Below are 16,623 nucleotides of genomic sequence, written 5' to 3'. Positions count from 1 at the left end.
GCAACCCCTTACCGCGAGAGCTTCATCTTGACGTATTTCGGGTCGAGATAGTCGTGGATCCCCAGCGATCCGCCCTCGCGCCCCATCCCGCTTTCCTTCACGCCGCCGAAGGGGGCCTCGGCGGTGGCCAGCAGCATCTCGTTCACGCCGATCATGCCGCATTCGAGGTCTTCATAGGCTTTGGTGGCCGTGGTCAGGTCGTTCGAGAACACGTATCCCGCCAACCCGAAGGGCAGCGAGTTCGCCCGTTCCATCACCTCGTCGTAGTCGCGGAACGTCGTGATGGGGGCGATCGGGCCGAAGGGTTCCTCGTGCATCACGCGGGCGTCGTCGGGGACATGGCCCAGAACCGTGGGCGCGTAGAAGAAGCCGCGGTTGATGCCCTCGGGGCGGCGGCCCCCGGCGAGGATGTCCGCGCCCCGGTCCACCGCGTCGGCCACGAGGTCCTGGATGGTCGAGAGGCCGCGGGCATTGGCCATCGGGCCCATCTGCACACCCTCGTCCAGCCCGCGGCCGAGTTTCAACCCGTTGGCCACCTCGGCGAAGCGCTTGGAGAAGCGGTCGTAAAGGGATGCGTGGACGTAGAACCGCGTGGGCGAGATGCAGACCTGGCCGCAATTGCGGAACTTGGTGGCGGCGCAGGTTTCCGCGACCTTCTCGGGGTCGACGTCCTCGAAGATCAGCACGGGTCCGTGACCGCCCAGTTCCATCGAGACGCGTTTGACGCCGTCGGCCGCCAGCCGCAGGATCTCCTTGCCCACCGGGACAGAGCCCGTGACCGAGACCTTGCGCACGATGGGCGAGGCGATCAGGCGTTCGGCGATCATGCCGGAATTGCCGGTCAGGAAATTGACCGCGCCCGGCGGCACGCCCGCGTCGTGGCACGCCCTGACCAGCGCGGCGCAGGAGGCCGGCGCCTCGCCCGCGGGTTTCACGATGATCGCGCAGCCCGCGCCCAGCGCCGCGGCGATCTTGCGCGCGGGCAGCAGCGCGGGAAAGTTCCAGGCGCTGAAGGCGGCGACCACGCCCACGGGCTGATGGATCACGGCCATGCGGGCATCGGGCGTGCGCGCCTCGATGATCTGGCCGTAGATGCGCTTGGTTTCCTCGGCATACCATTCGAACTGGTCGGCGGCGGCGCCGGTCTCGCCCTTGGCCTCGGCCAGCGGCTTGCCGGTTTCCAGCGACATGAGCGTGGCGATTTCATCGGTGCGCGCCCGGATCAGGTCGGCGGCCTTCCTGAGGATCGCGCCGCGCTCCCACGTTCCCGTCTGCCGCCACTGGGCAAAGCCCGCCCTGGCGGCGGCAAGGGCCGCGTCGATATCGGCCTCGGTTGCCACCGCGATGGTGCCAAGCTGCTCCTCGGTCGCGGGGTCGTGGACGCCGCGGGTCGCGCCGTCGCTCGCCGCGCGCCAGTCGCCGCCGATGAACAGGTCCAGATCGTGATACATGTGTCCCTCAGATGTTCTGTTGCAGGTAGCGCGACTGGACGTCGTCGACCCAGTTGCCGACATTCCAGCTGCCATAGGCGCCCATTTCCGAGATCGGATCGCGCCCGTTGTAGACCGGGATGTGGACCAGCGAGAGGCCGTCATGGGCGTGCGCCTCGGCCAGCGCGGCCTCAAGCTCCGCGATGGAGTGGCCGCCATGGACGGCCTTCACCCCCGCGACGGCGCTGGCCATCAGGACGTAATCCACGGCCACGCTGTCATTCGTGGCGAACTCCACCCCGTATTGCGCGTATTGCAGCCCGGTGATCGCGGCCATCCGCCGGTTGTCGAACAGCGCGATCATGCCTTTCACCCCATGTTCCACCGCGTCGATCAGCACCTGCGGGTTCATCATGAAGGACCCGTCGCCGGTGAAGGCGATGGCGTATTTCGGATCGCGCACCCCCGCCGCGCCCAGCAACGCCGAGACCGCGAAGCCCATGTAGGAGGCGCCGGTCTCGGTGAAGGTCTGGCCCGGCGCGTCGTCCTCGACGATCTGGAAGCCGTTGGCCTGCACGTCGCCCGCGTCGAAGACCTTGATGGCATTGTGTGCCTTGGCGAAGCTGGCGACCGCGCCGATGGCGGCGGGCTGGGTCAGGCAGTCGCGGCCGAAGGCCGCGTCGTGCATGGGCGGCGCGCTGAGGCGGCTGGCCTTGAAGGCGGCCCATTCGGATTTCTTGGCGGCGCAGGCCTCCAGCCAGTTGGGCCGCTCGGCCCTTTCGGTCGCGGCGATCAGGCGCTCGGCCACCGCGCCCACGTCGCCGGGCAGGCAGATCGTGTTGGCGTAGTGGCTGACATCGTCCAGGTCTCCGTTGATGTTGATGACGGCGCGGGCCTTCGGATAGCCCACGCCCGAGCAATCCGCCTGGCAGACACCCCGCGAGCCCGCGAAGATCACGAGATCCGCCTCTTCCATCGCGAAATTGCCGCTGATCGAGCCCTTGGAGCCGCCCACATGCATGTTCTGCGGATGCGCATCGGGCAACACGCCGGTGGAGCCCGGCGAGAGCACCACCGCCGCGCCCAGATGCTCGGCCAGCCGCCGGATCGCTGCGGGGGCGCCGCGGGTGCCGCCACCGGCCTTGATGACCGGGCGTTCCGCGCGGGCCAGCAGGTCGCGAGCGCGTTCGAACACGCCGCTGCCGCCGGCGGGGGCCATGCGGGGGACGTCCAGACGGCCGGGCAGCGTGGCGAGGTTGATTTCGGCCGCCTGCGGCTGGGTGTTGATCGGCAGCAGGATGTAGAACGGCCCCGCCTTGTAGGGATGATGCACGCAGGCGGTGCCCCGGCGCAGGCAGTCGCGCAGGGCCTCGGGCGTGTGCAGGGTGTAGGACTGACCCATCAGCGCGGTGATCCGGCCGAACAGCCCCTGCTCGGGCTTCGGGACCTGCTGCATGTTGTAGCCCTCGCCCCGTGTCGTCTCGTCGCCGTAGATGTGGTAGACGCCGACCCCGTTCGAGGCGGCGGCCAGCGAACCCGCCATCGCCTGCAAGGCCCCCGGCCCGATCGAGGTCACCACAGCGGGCGTCTCGCCATGGACCCAGGCCCGCGCGGTTGCGGCATGGGCCATCTCGACCTCGTTGCGGCAGTTGATCACGCTCACCTGCCCCTCCTCGGCATAGACCCGCAGCACGTTGCCCAGATCGGTCGAGCCGTGGCCGAAGATCGCGAAGAAGGTGCGCACCCCCTGCCGCAAGAGCCCCAGCACCAGCCCTTCGGACAGCGTCAGCATCGCGCGCGCGGGCAGACGGCCCGCCGCCAGCGCCTCGGCCACGCCGCCTGTTTCGGCCAGCGCGCGGGCGCGCTCGCGCATCTGGGCCTCCAGCGGGGTATCGGGCCGATCATTCGGATGGGGTGACTGAAGCACGTCTCTTCTCCTCCGTTCTGCGGGCGGACAGCGTGGCGCGGATGGAGCGCAGCAGTTGCGCGCCGACGACCAGCGCGGCGAGGCCCAGGAACACTGCGCCCGGGACGGACGCGACGAATACGGACGGGTCGCCCTCGGACAGGATCATCGCGGTGCGGAAATCGCGCTCGATGGCCGGGCCAAGGACAAGCCCCAGGATGATCGGCGTCAACGGAATGCCGACGCGCATCAGCCCGTAGGCCATGCCCCCCAGCACCGCCACCGACACCACGTCGAAGACCGAGTTGCGGATCGCGAAGGCGCCATAGGCGCACATCACGATGACCGCCACCGCCAGCAGATGCGCAGGCACGCGCAACACCTGCACGAAGAAGCGGATGCCCAGAAGCTGGATCGCGACGACGGCGACATAGGCCACGATGATGGCAAGGTAGATCTGATAGATCTCACCGGGGTTCTGGATGAACAGCATCGGCCCCGGGATCAGCCCGTGGATCAGCAGCCCCGACAGCAGGATCGCGGTCGCCGGATCGCCCGGGATGCCCAACGAAAGCAGCGGGATCATCGCGCCCCCCGTCACCGCATTGTTGGCCGTCTCGGGGGCCACCACGCCCGCCATCTCGCCCTTGCCGAAGCGTTCGGGCCGTTTCGAGGATTTCCGCGCATGCGCATAGGCCAGGAACGCCGCGATCGGCCCGCCGGTTCCGGGGATCGCCCCGATCCCGGTGCCCAGCAGCGCACAGCGCAGCATCAGCCAGAAGTCGCGCAGGATGTCACGGATGCTCGGCAGTTCGGCGCGGACATCGGCCACCTCCTGCGGCTTTCGCTCGCCCGCGTAATGCTGCACGAAGGCGTCGATCACATGCGGCACCGCGAACAGCGCGATCATCGCCACCAGCAGGCTCACCCCCTGCTGCAACACGACAGTACCGAAGGTCAGCCGCTGCGCGCCCTCCATCTCGTCGATGCCGATGGTCATAACCATCAGCCCGAGCACCCCGGCGATCAGCCCCTTGATCAGCGATTTCTGCGCCAGCCCGCAGATCGTGGACAAGCCGAAGACCAGAAGCCCGAAGGTCTCGGCCGGGCCGAAGCGCAGCGCGAGCCTCGCCACCATGTCGACCGAAACCACCATGATGATCAGCGAGACGATACCCCCGAAGGCCGAGGCCACGACCGCCGTGCCCAGCGCCAGCGACGCCTTGCCCCTGCGGGTCAGTTGATAGCCGTCCAGAACCGTCGCCGCGGCCGACGGCGTGCCCGGTATGCCCAGCAGGATCGCCGAGACCGAGCCGCCGGTCATCCCGCCGATATAGGTGCCCAGCAGCAGCCCGATCGCGGGCGCGGTCTCCATCGAGAAGGACATCGGCACCACCAGCGCCATCGCGACGGTGAAGGTCAGCCCCGGAATCGCGCCGAAGACCACGCCCAGCAGGCAACCCGCCAGCACGGCGACAAGGGCGGCGGGCGCAAGAGCGACCTGGGCTGCGGCAAGCAAGAGATCCATCCGGGTCATCCCCTTTGCGCCGGCCCCCGCAATGCGCGGCCCGGCCCGTTTGCGTTCAGAACAGCGAGATCCAGGTTCCGCGCGGCATGTAGGCGCCCAGAAGCTTGCCAAAGGCGAGCCACGCGCCAAGCGCGATCCCGATGGCCATGCCGCCCACCACCAGCGGGCGGCGCTCGCCGAGTGCGACGACCAGCGTTGCGGAAACCGTCAGCACGGTCGCAGGCAGAAACCCGATCTTCTGCATCAGGAGGCCATAGGCAGCGATGATCCCGCAGACCGTCGCGACAAGTGCCAGCCGCCGCCCCGCCGAGACCGGCGGCGCGGCCGCCGAGCCCTCCCCCTCGCCGGGCGGGTCGAGACCATGGCCACCGCGCAGCCCCTTGAGCAGCAGCAGCGCCGACAGCACCGCCAGCGCGACGCCCAGCCAGAACGGAAAGGCCCGCGGCCCGACCCCCTGGCCGACCGGCACCGTCAGCCACACCGCCGCCGTCCAGGCCAGTGCAAGGACCAGCAGCAGGCCGCCCGCGATCAGTTCCTGGCGGCGCTCGGCCGCCTCGGAGACCGGTGGCATGGCGCTACTGCTCCGTCAGGCCGAGTTGGCCCATCAGGTCGGCGATGATCGTATCGTCGCGCGCGATCAACTCGCCGAACGCCTCGTGCCCTGCGAATTCGACCTCGAAACCGATGGTCTGGGCCGCCTTTCGGAACTCCTCGCTTTCGGCGGCCAGCCTCGCGGCCTCTTCCAGACGGGCGATCGCCTCGGGCGGCGTGCCCGCCGGGGCAGCCAGGCCGCGCCACATCACGATGTCCATCTCGCCCGCGCCGCTTTCGGCACAGGTCGGCACGTCGGGCAGTTGCGAGATCCGCGCCGCCGAGGTCACGCACAGGATGCGCAGCGTGCCCGCCTCGTGATGCGAGACGAACTGGCCCGGCCATTGCAGCGCCGCGTCCAGCCGACCGGCCAGCAATTCGACCGGTGCGCGGCCCTGGTCATAGGGCACATGGATCGCGCTGTCGGACAGGTCCAGCGCAGCCAGGATGGCCTCGGTCGCCAGATGCGTGAACGAGCCCCGGCCCGAGGCCCCCACCTTCAGCTTGCGCCCTGCGGACTTGATATCGGCCGCCATGTCGCTCAGCGTTTCCCAGCCACTGTCGGCCCGCACGGCGATGGCGGGCACCTCGACGCTGATCTTGGCAACCGGCGCAAAGGCGGTGTAGTCGAAGGGCAGCCCTCCGCCATGGTGGACGGTGCTGATCGAGTTCGAGTTCCAGACGATGTTGTAGCCATCGGGCGCCGTGCCGTGGACGTGCTGATAGCCCACCGCGCCCCCGGCCCCGGTGCGCGCGACCGGCACCACCGGCTGCGGCAGGTGCCGCGACATCAGTTCGGCCAGCAACTGCCCGATGGTCTGGGCGGTACTGCCGAACAGGATGGTCATCTCGACCGGCTTTTCCGGAAACTCGGCCCGGGCCGGGGCGCAGAGTCCGACGGCCATTGCCGCCGAAAGCGCCACGGATGCGATGATCCCCTTCTGCATGTGGTCTTCCTCCCTTCGTTGGGCCGCCTTTGGGCGGCATGCGGCAGTCCTCCACTGCCAGTCCCTATCTGACGCGCCGCGCCTCCCCTGCGCGACCCGTCCCTTTGGTCAGTCGGCCCATTCGCTCAGTCGGGCCGCTGCGACAGCGCCCAGGCGTCGCGGATCACCCGCTTGGCGTTGGCCATGATCACCTCTGACACCTCGCCGACCAGAACGGGCCGCACCTCGGCGCTGACCACCGGGCGCACCGGCTTGTCGAAGAAGCCGTTCTTGCGCAGTTCCCGGAAGAAGGTCACCACCTCGGGCGTGTCGGTCTCGCCGCCCGGAATGCCGAAGCGGGGCTGGATGTCGCCATAGGCGGGGTGAGACTTGTCGCGGAAGGCGCAATTGCCCAGGTGCACCGCGTCGAGGAACTCGGCCATCTGCGGGATGCTTTCCTCGGGCGTCTCGTCGAGCAGCGGGAAATGGCTGAGATCGGTCAGCAGGCCGAAATTCGGGTAGTCGGGGCGGATGGCACGCGCGATGTCGACCGCGTCGCCCACCGGGCCGATCAGGTTCTTCTTGTCGATGCCGCGGTCGAAGATCTTGAGCGTGAAGGCCAGCCCGTCCTTTTCCTCGGCGGCGTAGTCGAGGATCTGGTGGAGCGAGTCGATCAGGAGCTTCTTGGCCTCCTCACGTTTTTCATCGCCGGGGTCCTTGCCCGCGATCAGGCGGACCACCTCGGCGCCCAGCTGGCGGGCCTCGTCCACCGCGCTCTTGATCTCCTGCACCGCCTTGGCACGTTCTCCGGGGTCGAAATGGTTGAGGTTCAGCTTGTTGGTCAGCGATTTCGGCTGGGTGGCGTAGGCGACCGACAGGTGGCTCTGGTCCAACAAGTGGCGGGCGGTGTTGCGGACGCGGTAGTCCTTCATCCAGCCCACCTCGACGGCAGTCCAGAACTCGTCGGCGCAGATCTTCTCCAGCGTCTCGACGATGGGGCCCGCCCCGGTCTCGATCCCCGGGAAGGCCTTGAAATGGACGATGCCGACCCGCATCGCGCTGTACATCGAGGTTTCCATGCTTTCTCCCTGTCCCTTGCGCCGCGCGCGGCGTCACGCGTCTATTCGGCGGCCTTCGCCGCTGCGGCCTCGCGGGCCTGTTTCTCGGCGATGGCGGCCAGCACCTTCTCGGGCGTCGCGGGCAGCGAGCGGATGCGTACGCCCACCGCGTCGTGGATCGCGTTGATGATCGCGGGCGCGGTCGGCACCAGCGCGGGCTCGCCGATCCCCTTGGCCCCGAGCGGGCTGAGCGGGTCCCGATCCTCGACCAGGATCGAGGTGATTTCCGGAACATCCAGCGCGGTCGGCAGGATGTATTTCGCGAAGCCATGCGTGACCGGGTGGCCGTTCGCGGTCTGGTAATCCTCCATCAGCGCCTGGCCGAGGCCCTGCACCACGCCGCCCTCGATCTGGCCCTCGACGCCACGGGGGTTGATGACGCGGCCCACGTCATGGGCGGCCCAGAGGCCGAGAACCTGCACCTCGCCGGTCACGGTATCGACCTCGACCTCGGCGACCTGGGTGCCGAAGACATAGGCCTGCCAGGGCGCGCCCGAGCCGTCCTCGGGGTTCAGCCCGGTGCCATGCGCGGTGAAATGGCCCGCGCCCACGGGGACCACGCCGCGGCGTTTGCACAGGTCCACCGCCTCGGCCATGGTCATGGCGAGGTTGGTGCCCTGGGCGCGGAGTTCCCCGTCAAAGGCGACCAGGGCCCCTGCGTCCACCTCCCAATGCGCGGCGATCTCGGCGAAGAGCCGCGCCCTGGCCTCGCGGCAGGCGAGCGCCACGGAATTGCCGATCATGTAGGTCTGCCGCGTGGCGCCCGCATGCGCCGCCTCGGGCGAGCGCGCGGTGTCGTTGTCGCCGATGGTCACGTCCTCGGGGCGGATGCCCAGTTCCTCGGCCGCGATCTGGGCCAGCACCGTCAGGATGCCCTCGCCGATCTCGGTCACGCCGGTCACCACCTTGGCGGTGCCGCCGTCATCCAGTTCGGCCCAGGCGCCCGCGCGGTCCACCGTGGCGGTCCGCGCGATGCCGTACCAGCTTGCCGCGACGCCGCGGCCGCGCATCCTGCGTTGCATCAGGCCACCCTTTCCTTGCTGTCCTTCGGCGTCTCGAACCGCGCGCCCAGCGTGCAGGGCGCCCGCGTCCCCGGGCCCCCAAGGTCGCCCCGCATCGGTCCGCGCATGGTGGGTGCACCCGGCTCCCAGCGTGACGCCTGTTCGGCCGCCTCCAGCACCCGGTCGATGGAGGCGGAGGTGAGCCGCTGTTGCGTGTGGGTGAGCGACCCGGCCCGCATCATGTTCCGCCGCCTTATCTCGAACGGATCGAGCCCCAGCCGTTCCGCGGCGATGTCCATCATGCTTTCGGTGGCGAATTGCGCCTGCATGCCGCCGAAGGTGCGGAAGGCGCCCGAGGGCGTGTTGTTGGTGTAGACGGCCCGGGTGTCGATCCACAGGTTCTCGATCTCGTAGGGCCCGCAGGACAGGATCGCGGCCTTGCGCATCACGCCTTCGGACGACATGCCATAGGCCCCGCCATCCGACAACATCTCGAACCGGATCGCGGTGATGCGGCCATCGCGCGTCAGGCCCATGCGGTATGTCACGCGGGACGGATGCCGCTTGGCCGAGGCCGCGATCGATTCCTCGCGGGTGAACACCAGCCGCACCGGGCGGTGGGTCTTCATCGCGGCGAGCGCCAGCATGCCCTGGTAGATCATGTCCTCCTTGCCGCCGAAGCCGCCGCCGACGGGGGACATGATGAAGCGCACCTTGTTGATCGGCAGGGCAAGGATCCCGGCCAGCATGTGGCGATGGTGGGTGATGTTCTGGCTGGGCGAGATCACCGTCACCACGTCGTCATGGTCGACATAGGCGATGCCTGCCTCGGGCTCGAGATAGGCATGTTCGACCTGCTGGGTCGAGAACGCCTCTTCGAGGATCAGGTCGGCGGCGGCGAAGCCGGCCTCGATGTCGCCCTTCCGGATCGGGATGTGCTTGACCATGTTGTCGGGGGCGTAATCGTGGATCACCGGCGCGCCGGGTTTCAGCGCGTCCTCGGGGTCGAAGAGCCCCGGCAGGTCGCGGTACTCCACCTTGATCTTCGTCAGCGCCCGGCGCGCGGTCGCCGCGTCCTCGGCGGCCACCGCGGCGACCGCCTCGCCGACATGGCGAACCTTGCCGCGGGCCATCACCGGCTGGTCGTGGACGAAGACGCCGAAGCCGTCGGTGCCCGGCACGTCGGCCGCGGTGATGACGCAAGCCACGCCCGCCATCGCCTCGGCCTCGGAGGTGTCGATGGAGACGATCTCGGCATGCGCATGGGGCGAACGCAGGACGGCCATGTGCGCCATGTCCGGCATCACCATGTCGCCTGCGTATTTCAGCCGACCCGTCACCTTGGAGGGCGCATCCAGCCGCCGGACATTGTGGCCGATATAGCTCTCGCCCACGGTTTCGGGCTCCAGCACGGCGGGGCTGGCGCGGCCCGTCACCACGTCGCGGGCCAGCGCCACGGCCTCGATGATCTTGGAATACCCCGTGCAGCGGCAGATGTTGCCGCCCATGCGTTCCTTGATCTCGTCAAGGCTCGCCTCGGGCGCCTCGCGCAGGACGGACGTCGCCGCCATCACCATGCCGGGGATGCAATAGCCGCACTGGCTGGCCCCGGTCTTGTGGAACGCCTTCTGGATGGCCTCCAGCTCGCCCGGCTTCGCCAGCCCCTCCACAGTCTGGATCTCGGCCCCCTGCGCCTTGGCCACCGGCATCAGGCAGGATTTCACAAGCTTTCCATCCACGAAGACGCTGCACGTCCCGCATTCGCCCGCGCCGCAGCCTTCCTTGGTGCCGGTGAGGTTCAGCTCGTCGCGCAGGAAATCCAGCAGGCGCTGGCCGGGATCGGCGAGACGCATCACCTTGCGGCCGTTGACCTGCATCTCCAGTTTCATCTCAGGCATTTTCGGCCTCCTTGCGTTCGGCCGCGGAGGGGGCGACACGCGCCCGGTCGGCGGCTTCTTCCAGCGCGGCGCGGACGAAGCCCGGCACCACGCGGCGGCGATAGTCAACGCGGCTTCGCGAGGCGACGCGGGACGCGGTGGCCTCGGCCACCTCGGCGATCAGGCGGGCATCCACCGCCGCGCCCCTCAGGCGGTCCTCGATGTCGCGCAGCCGTTCCGGCACGGGGCCGACGCCCCCCAGCGCAAGACGCACATCGGCGAAGCGCGTGCCGGTCTCGTCCAGTTTCACCAGCGCGGCCACGCAGGCCACCGAGATCACCAGCGAGCGGCGCAGACCCGCCTTCTGGAAGGACGCGCCGTAACCCTCTGCGATATCGAGCGTCACCGAGTTCACGATCTCGCCCGGGGCAAGCCGCGTGGCGCCGGGGCCGGTCACGAAATCCTCGACCCGCATGGTGCGGCACATGATGTGATCGCCCGCCCAGCGGCAAAGCTCCAGTTCGCCATTCAACGCAAGGACGGGGGGCGTGCCATCGGCGGCGGGCGAGGCGTTCACCAGATTGCCCGCAAGCGTCGCCTGCTGGCGGATCTGGTCGTCGGCGAACCAGACCGAACAATAGGGCATCACCGGCAGCCAGCGGGCCAGCCGCGGGTCGTCCAGGAAATCCTGCCAGACGGTGTTGGCGCCCAGCCGCACGCGCGCCCCGTGGCGTTCGTAGCCCCTGAGTTCCGCGACCCGGCTGAGGTCGATCCCCAGCGGCAGGTCCACGTCGCCCGCGCGCCCCTCGCGCGCCCAGGGCAGGATGTCGGTCGCGCCGGCCACCAGCCGCGCGCCCGCGGGGGCCTCCGCCCAGAGCGCCAGCGCCTCGGGCAAGGTCGCGGGCATCTCGTATCGCTCGAATGTCAGCATGTCCCTGGCCCCTCCCTTGGCCATGGACGGGGCCGCCCGATGCGGACGGCCCCGGGATTTCACTCGGCGGCCACCCTCCTGGCCTCGGAATGGCGGTTCTTGACCACCACCTTGATCGCGTCCTCGACCCGGTCCCTAGCGTAGCGGATCGCCTCCTTCAGGTCGTCCATCTCGAAGGTATGGGTGTGGATCAGCGTGGCGTCGAACCGCTTCTGCCGCATGAAGGCCTCGGCCCGGTGGGTCGCGGATTTCCCTTCGCCGCGAATGCCGTAGACGTAGATGTTGTTGCGGACGAGGTGGGCCACGTCGACCTGCGGCGGCTCCCCCGGAAAGGCCGCAAGGCAGACCTTGCCGCCCCGGTTGACCATCTGGCAGGCCTCGTTGATCGCGTTGGCGGCGGCGGAACATTCCAGCACATAATCGACGCCCACCCCGCCGTTCAGCCGCTTGACCGCCTCGACAGGATCCTCGTTGCGGACATTCACCACATGATCGGCGCCGAGTTTCTTGCCCATCTCCAGCCGGTTGTCGCGGGTGCCGGTCAGGATCACGGGCTGCGCGCCCAGCGCCTTGGCGACCGCGACGCCCAGCAACCCGATCGGCCCGGGTCCGGTGACCACCACGCTTTCGCCCGCGACCAGCCCGCCCAGTTCGGTCAGCCCGTACATCGCGGTGCCGGCGGTGACGACCAGCGTGGCCTCCTCATCCGACATGCTGTCATCCACATGAATCAGCGTGTTGATGTTGTTGACCTGGTATTCGCAGAACCCGCCATCGGTGGTGAAGCCGTTGGCGCGGTGGCCCTTGTCCACGTCGCCGTAGTTCTTGCCGTAATTGTGGCAGGACGTGTACATGCCCTGCCGGCAGCGCTTGCACTGGCCACAGCCGGCATGGATTTCAACCGTCACCCGCTGGCCGATCTCGTATTCGTCCACCCCCGGCCCCAAGGCCACGACGGTGCCCATGTATTCATGGCCCGGCGTGAAGTTCCTGTTGAAGGGCGCCCCGCCCTCGATCTGCGCCGGAGGACCGTGATAGATGATCTCCAGGTCGGTCGCACAGATCGCCACGGCGTCGATCCGGACCAGCACCTCGGCCTTCTTCGGCACCGGCACCGGCTTTTCGGCAAGCGTCAGTTCGCCCGGATCGCCCAGCACCCAGGCCTTCATCTTCTCGGGGATCGGATAGCGGCTATCCGTCTTTACACCCGCTGGCATCGCCATCTGTGCTTCCTCCCTTTTGTCCCTGTTTCCCATTCCTCGCCGGACCGCCCCCTCCCTAGGGACGACCCAGGCGTAACCTGTCCGACAGCCTGCGCGCGCAGGCCACAACCTCTTGCGCGACGTGCGCCCGGCATGCCTCTGTCGCCAGCGCCAGGGGCATCGAGGCCGAGATCGAGCCGATCACCGCGCCCTTCTCGTCCCTCAGCGCCGCGCCGTAGCACACCACCCCCGGCTTCAGTTCCTCGTTATCCACCGCAAAGCCGTTGCGCCGGACCCAACGCAGATCCTCGGTCAGATCCGCCAGGCTGGTCAGCGTGTTGTCGGTGAACCGCTCCAGCCCGTTCTCGGAAATGATCTTCAGCGTCTCGCCCTCGGGCAGCCAGGCAAGGATGGCCTTGCCGGTGGCGGTGGCGTGGGCGGCGCGCATCTTCACCACCTCGTCGGCTTCGATGACATGGGTCTCGGCCACATTTGCCCTGAACCGCGTGACCAACGCGCTGCCCTGCATCTCGGCCAGTTGCACGCTCAGCCCCAGCCGACCGGACAGATCGATCAGATCGGTGCGGGCGAAATCCGACAGGTCGGCCTTGCGTGCGCTCATCTCGGTCAGTTCCTGCAAGCGCGAGGACAGCATGTAGCCCCGGCTGCGCCCGGCATTCAGGACATAGCCGCGATCGACCAGGGTCGCGACCAGATGATGGCAGGTCGAGACGTTCAGCCCGGCCTGAGCCGCCACTTCGCCCAGCGCCAGCGCGTCGGGCGCCGCGGCCAGGATCTCCAGGATGTCCAGCGCGCGCTCGACCGACTGGATGCGCCGCGCCGCCGCCTTCTCCACCGAGGCGAAAGAAGGATCCGCCACGCCGTCCCGATATGTCGCCGCCCTGCTCGCCATCACGTCCTCCCGGGGGAAAGTTCGCCCATGGTTGGATGAGCGTCAAGCATTTTTCCAAATATCGAAGTAATTTTCACATTGTCAAATAATATGGCGATGATCTCCTTGACTTGGCAGCGCGCAGCCTTATACCGCCCCAAGGGAGGTCCGTATCACCCGAGCCGGAGCCGCGCAGTGAGTACCCATTACATCGTCTATGTCAGCCAGGCCGCACAGGCGCTGACGCCCAATGACCTCGAGGACATCCTTGAAGAGGCGCGAAGCTACAACCCGCGCCACGGTATCACCGGGGTCCTGCTGTTTGCCGAGGGCGAGGGGCGCTTTCGCGGGAGCTTCATGCAGCTTCTTGAAGGCGACGAGGCCGCAATCGAGGCGCTGAGAAAGCGCATCTTCTCGGACCCGCGCCACCATACCAAGATCGTGCTGGAGCGCGGCGTGAAGGCCGGGCGCGACTTTCCCGACTGGTCGATGGCGTTCCGCACGGTCGATCGGTCGCAACTGCGCGCCCATCCCCGTTTCGCCGATCTGTGCGAGCCGCATTTCCAGGACCGTTGCGCCGCCGACGGCGCGGATGGCGCGCTGTCCTTCCTGTGCGATTTCTGGCAGCAGGCCGCCTGAGGCAGCCCGGCCTCAACTTTCGTAGCGCGTTCTACCCCGGCGCTTGGCGTCGATCGGCAGGACCATGTGCATCGGTTGATGGGCACGCTGGGAACAGGCCTGGCGCGGGCAGATGTGGCAGGCGATGCCGATCTGCGCCACCATGCCCGGATCGCGGTCCAGATTGACGGCGCGGGCATAGCCGATCCGGTGCGCATCGCCCCGCTCGCAGCCCAGCGCCACCACCAGCCGACTGTCCTGCGGGGTGCGGCTGAAGACCGGGCGCGGGCTGGTGCGGCTGATCGTGAAGAACTGCGCCCCGTCCGGCATCTCGACCAGTTGCGCCAGCACCATGTCCGACATGCTGAACGCGTTGTGGATGTTCCATGCCGGGCAGGATCCGCCCTTTTCGGCCAGCGCGAAGGGGGTGGCGTTGACCCGCTTGGTGACATTGCCCGCCCGGTCGATGCGCAACAGGAAGAACCCGATCCCCCGCGCACCGTCGCGCTGCAGCGTGGTCAGCCGGTGGCAGACCTGCTCGAAGCTCATGCCGAAGGCGGCGGCCAGCCGGTCGATGTCATAGGCCGATTGCTCGGCCAGATCGAGGAAGGGCCGATAGGGCATCAGCAGTGCCGCGGCGAAGTAATTCGCCAGTTCCACCCGGCAGCGCGCGCGGGCAGGCTCGGTCGCGATGCCGCTTTCGCCAACCAGTGCGTCAAGCAAGTCGGGCAGTTCGACCAGCGCCAGAACATGGGCGATCTGGAACACCCGGTTGGGATGGTCCAGCGCCTCGGACAGCAGCACGCAGCCTGCGCGGTCATCGAACAGCCGCAGCGTGTCGGGCATCTCGTCAAGGCTGACCTGGCGCACGTCGATCTGGAACTTCATCCGCAGATAGCGCTTGAGCAGCGCATACATGTCGTCCGGCGCGCCGACGATCTGACGGCGAATGTCTTCGGCCGCGGTTTCCAAGGCATCGAAGTAATTGGCGTTGTCGCGAAAGAAGTCGTGGATCGCGGCCTCGGGCGAGGCCCCCAGCAACTCGCCCGCCGAATCGCCCAGCCGCGACAGCCGCTCGACCGCGCTGCGATGGCCGCGGTAAAGCTGAAGGAACAGGTCCACCAGCCGCGGAGCATGATCGACCGCGGCCCGCAGTTCCGCCAGATCGGGCCGGTCGCGGTCGAAGGCAGGATCGGCGACCGCGCTGCGCAATTCGGCCAGCCGCGCGGCGTCGCGGTCGCTGAGCAACTCGCGCATGTCCACGCCATAGGCTTCGGTCAGGGCCATCAGCACCGGCACCGAAAGCGCACGCTGGTTGTTCTCGAGCAGGTTCACATAGGCCGGGCTGACCTTCAGCCGCCGGGCCATCTCGGCCTGGGTGTGGCCGTGGTCGCGGCGAAGCTGCCGCAATTGCGATCCGATCAGGGCCTTCCGCATGTTTACAACATTACAATATGACACCCATGTTACGCTCAGCTTTATCACAACAACCCTTTTGGGTGTGGAATTTTCCACGCCGTCCGCGATTTTCAGGATCATGAGATGGCACCGGACGACGCGATCCAGGGAGGATCAGGCGCAGCAGTTCGGGCCTTGTTCATCAGGGAGGCAAAAATGACGAACATCTTCACGCGTCGCGGCGCGATCGCTCTCATGGCGTCGGTCGCTATCGCTGCGGGCAGCCCGGCACTTGCCGAGGACTGGAAACCCATGAAGCCGGTCGAGATGGTCATCATGGCCGGCCAGGGCGGCGGCGCGGACCGTCTTGCCCGGCTGTTCCAGACCATCATCCAGAAGGAAAAACTGGCCCAGATGCCTTTCCTGCCGGTCAACAAGGGCGGCGGGTCGGGCGCCGAGGCGCTGCGCTATCTCAAGGACAAGCAGGGCGATGCCCATGTCATCATGGCGACGCTGAACAGCTATTACACCACCCCGATCCAGACCGAGATCGGCGTCGACATCGAGGAATTCACCCCGCTGGCGCGCATGGCGGTCGATGTCTTCGCGCTGTGGGTCAATGTCGACAGCGGCATCGAGACGATCGAGCAATATGCCGAGGCGGTAAAGGCCGCGGGCGGGTCGTGGCGCATGGGCGGCACCGGCACCGGCCAGGAGGACAGCCTTGTGACCGCACTGCTCGAACGCGAATTCGGCATCAGTCACACCTACGTCCCGATGGCGGGGGGCGGCGAGGTGGCGACCGCGCTGGTCGGCGGCCATGTCGACGCCACGGTGAACAACCCCTCCGAGGCGATGAGCTTCTGGCAGGCGGGCCGCGTGCGCCCGATCGCGCTGTTGACGGCCGAGCGGCTGGACAGCATGCCCGGCGTGCCCACCTTCGCCGAACTTGGCCATGACCTGGAATACTACATGCAGCGCAGCTTCGTCGCGCCGGGCGGGCTGACCGAGGCGCAACAGGCCTATTATGTCAACCTCCTGCAAAAGCTGCATGAATCCGAGGAATGGCAGACCTATGCCCGCGACCAGGCGCTGTTGACCGACTTCCTCACGGGCGACGAGCTTCAGGCCTATTTCCTGTCCGAACGCGAAAAGCACCGCGACATCCTGAAGGGTCTGGACACGCCGTCCTGATCCTTTCGCAG

At 67.9% G+C, this 16,623-nt stretch carries 14 protein-coding genes; 2 read left to right on the top strand and 12 right to left on the bottom strand.

All coding sequences use genetic code 11. The annotated features are described in order from the left end of the window. Positions 1-8: 8 nt before the first annotated feature. The 11 genes from EV216_RS07730 to EV216_RS07685 form a co-directional block, all read right to left on the bottom strand. Positions 9-1,451 (bottom strand): NAD-dependent succinate-semialdehyde dehydrogenase, encoded by a 1,443-nt coding sequence (locus tag EV216_RS07730; RefSeq protein WP_132694487.1) that lies wholly within the window; start codon positions 1,449-1,451, stop codon positions 9-11. A gap of 7 nt (positions 1,452-1,458) precedes the next feature. Then, positions 1,459-3,357: a thiamine pyrophosphate-binding protein gene (locus tag EV216_RS07725; protein WP_243642015.1), complete on the bottom strand. Its 1,899-nt coding sequence runs from the start codon at positions 3,355-3,357 to the stop codon at positions 1,459-1,461. Then, positions 3,332-4,873, bottom strand: coding sequence for a tripartite tricarboxylate transporter permease (locus EV216_RS07720; RefSeq protein WP_243642014.1), 1,542 nt, complete (start codon positions 4,871-4,873; stop codon positions 3,332-3,334). The genes EV216_RS07725 and EV216_RS07720 overlap by 26 nt, the downstream gene beginning before the upstream one ends. 46 nt (positions 4,874-4,919) lie before the next feature. After that, positions 4,920-5,435, bottom strand: coding sequence for a tripartite tricarboxylate transporter TctB family protein (locus tag EV216_RS07715; RefSeq protein WP_132694485.1), 516 nt, complete (start codon positions 5,433-5,435; stop codon positions 4,920-4,922). A 4-nt stretch (positions 5,436-5,439) separates the two neighbouring features. Then, positions 5,440-6,402: a Bug family tripartite tricarboxylate transporter substrate binding protein gene (locus EV216_RS07710; RefSeq protein WP_132694484.1), complete on the bottom strand. Its 963-nt coding sequence runs from the start codon at positions 6,400-6,402 to the stop codon at positions 5,440-5,442. A 125-nt stretch (positions 6,403-6,527) separates the two neighbouring features. Then, on the bottom strand, positions 6,528-7,460 hold the full coding sequence (locus EV216_RS07705) for a sugar phosphate isomerase/epimerase family protein (RefSeq protein WP_132694483.1): 933 nt from the start codon (positions 7,458-7,460) through the stop codon (positions 6,528-6,530). 41 nt (positions 7,461-7,501) lie between these two features. Beyond that, entirely contained in the window at positions 7,502-8,521 is a 1,020-nt protein-coding gene (locus EV216_RS18770; RefSeq protein ID WP_165899188.1) for a xanthine dehydrogenase family protein molybdopterin-binding subunit, read from the bottom strand. Then, positions 8,521-10,398, bottom strand: coding sequence for a molybdopterin-dependent oxidoreductase (locus EV216_RS18765; RefSeq protein ID WP_165899187.1), 1,878 nt, complete (start codon positions 10,396-10,398; stop codon positions 8,521-8,523). The genes EV216_RS18770 and EV216_RS18765 overlap by 1 nt, the downstream gene beginning before the upstream one ends. Continuing rightward, positions 10,391-11,308: an FAD binding domain-containing protein gene (locus EV216_RS07695; protein ID WP_132694482.1), complete on the bottom strand. Its 918-nt coding sequence runs from the start codon at positions 11,306-11,308 to the stop codon at positions 10,391-10,393. Before EV216_RS07695 ends, EV216_RS18765 begins: the two co-directional genes overlap by 8 nt. 59 nt (positions 11,309-11,367) lie before the next feature. After that, a complete protein-coding gene (locus EV216_RS07690) occupies positions 11,368-12,531 on the bottom strand; it encodes a zinc-dependent alcohol dehydrogenase (RefSeq protein ID WP_132694481.1) in 1,164 nt (387 codons plus the stop codon). A 55-nt stretch (positions 12,532-12,586) separates the two neighbouring features. Next, entirely contained in the window at positions 12,587-13,423 is an 837-nt protein-coding gene (locus EV216_RS07685) for an IclR family transcriptional regulator (RefSeq protein WP_132694480.1), read from the bottom strand. A 174-nt stretch (positions 13,424-13,597) separates the two neighbouring features. Between EV216_RS07685 and EV216_RS07680 the strand changes: the two genes are divergently transcribed. Further along, a complete protein-coding gene (locus EV216_RS07680) occupies positions 13,598-14,041 on the top strand; it encodes a BLUF domain-containing protein (RefSeq protein WP_165899186.1) in 444 nt (147 codons plus the stop codon). A gap of 12 nt (positions 14,042-14,053) precedes the next feature. Here EV216_RS07680 and EV216_RS07675 read toward each other — a convergent pair whose 3' ends face one another. Then, positions 14,054-15,457, bottom strand: coding sequence for a helix-turn-helix domain-containing protein (locus EV216_RS07675; protein ID WP_132694478.1), 1,404 nt, complete (start codon positions 15,455-15,457; stop codon positions 14,054-14,056). A 177-nt stretch (positions 15,458-15,634) separates the two neighbouring features. Here EV216_RS07675 and EV216_RS07670 point away from each other — a divergent pair, with 177 nt between their 5' ends. After that, the gene (locus EV216_RS07670) at positions 15,635-16,612 is read left to right on the top strand and encodes a Bug family tripartite tricarboxylate transporter substrate binding protein (protein ID WP_132694477.1); all 978 of its coding nucleotides are present in this window, start codon (positions 15,635-15,637) and stop codon (positions 16,610-16,612) included. The last annotated feature ends 11 nt before the right edge of the window (positions 16,613-16,623 follow it).

The organism is Rhodovulum steppense, assembly GCF_004339675.1.
Taxonomy (GTDB): Bacteria; Pseudomonadota; Alphaproteobacteria; order Rhodobacterales; family Rhodobacteraceae; genus Rhodovulum; species Rhodovulum steppense.
The sequence above is the reverse complement of the archived record's forward strand: the minus strand, read 5'-3'. Positions and strand labels throughout refer to the sequence as shown.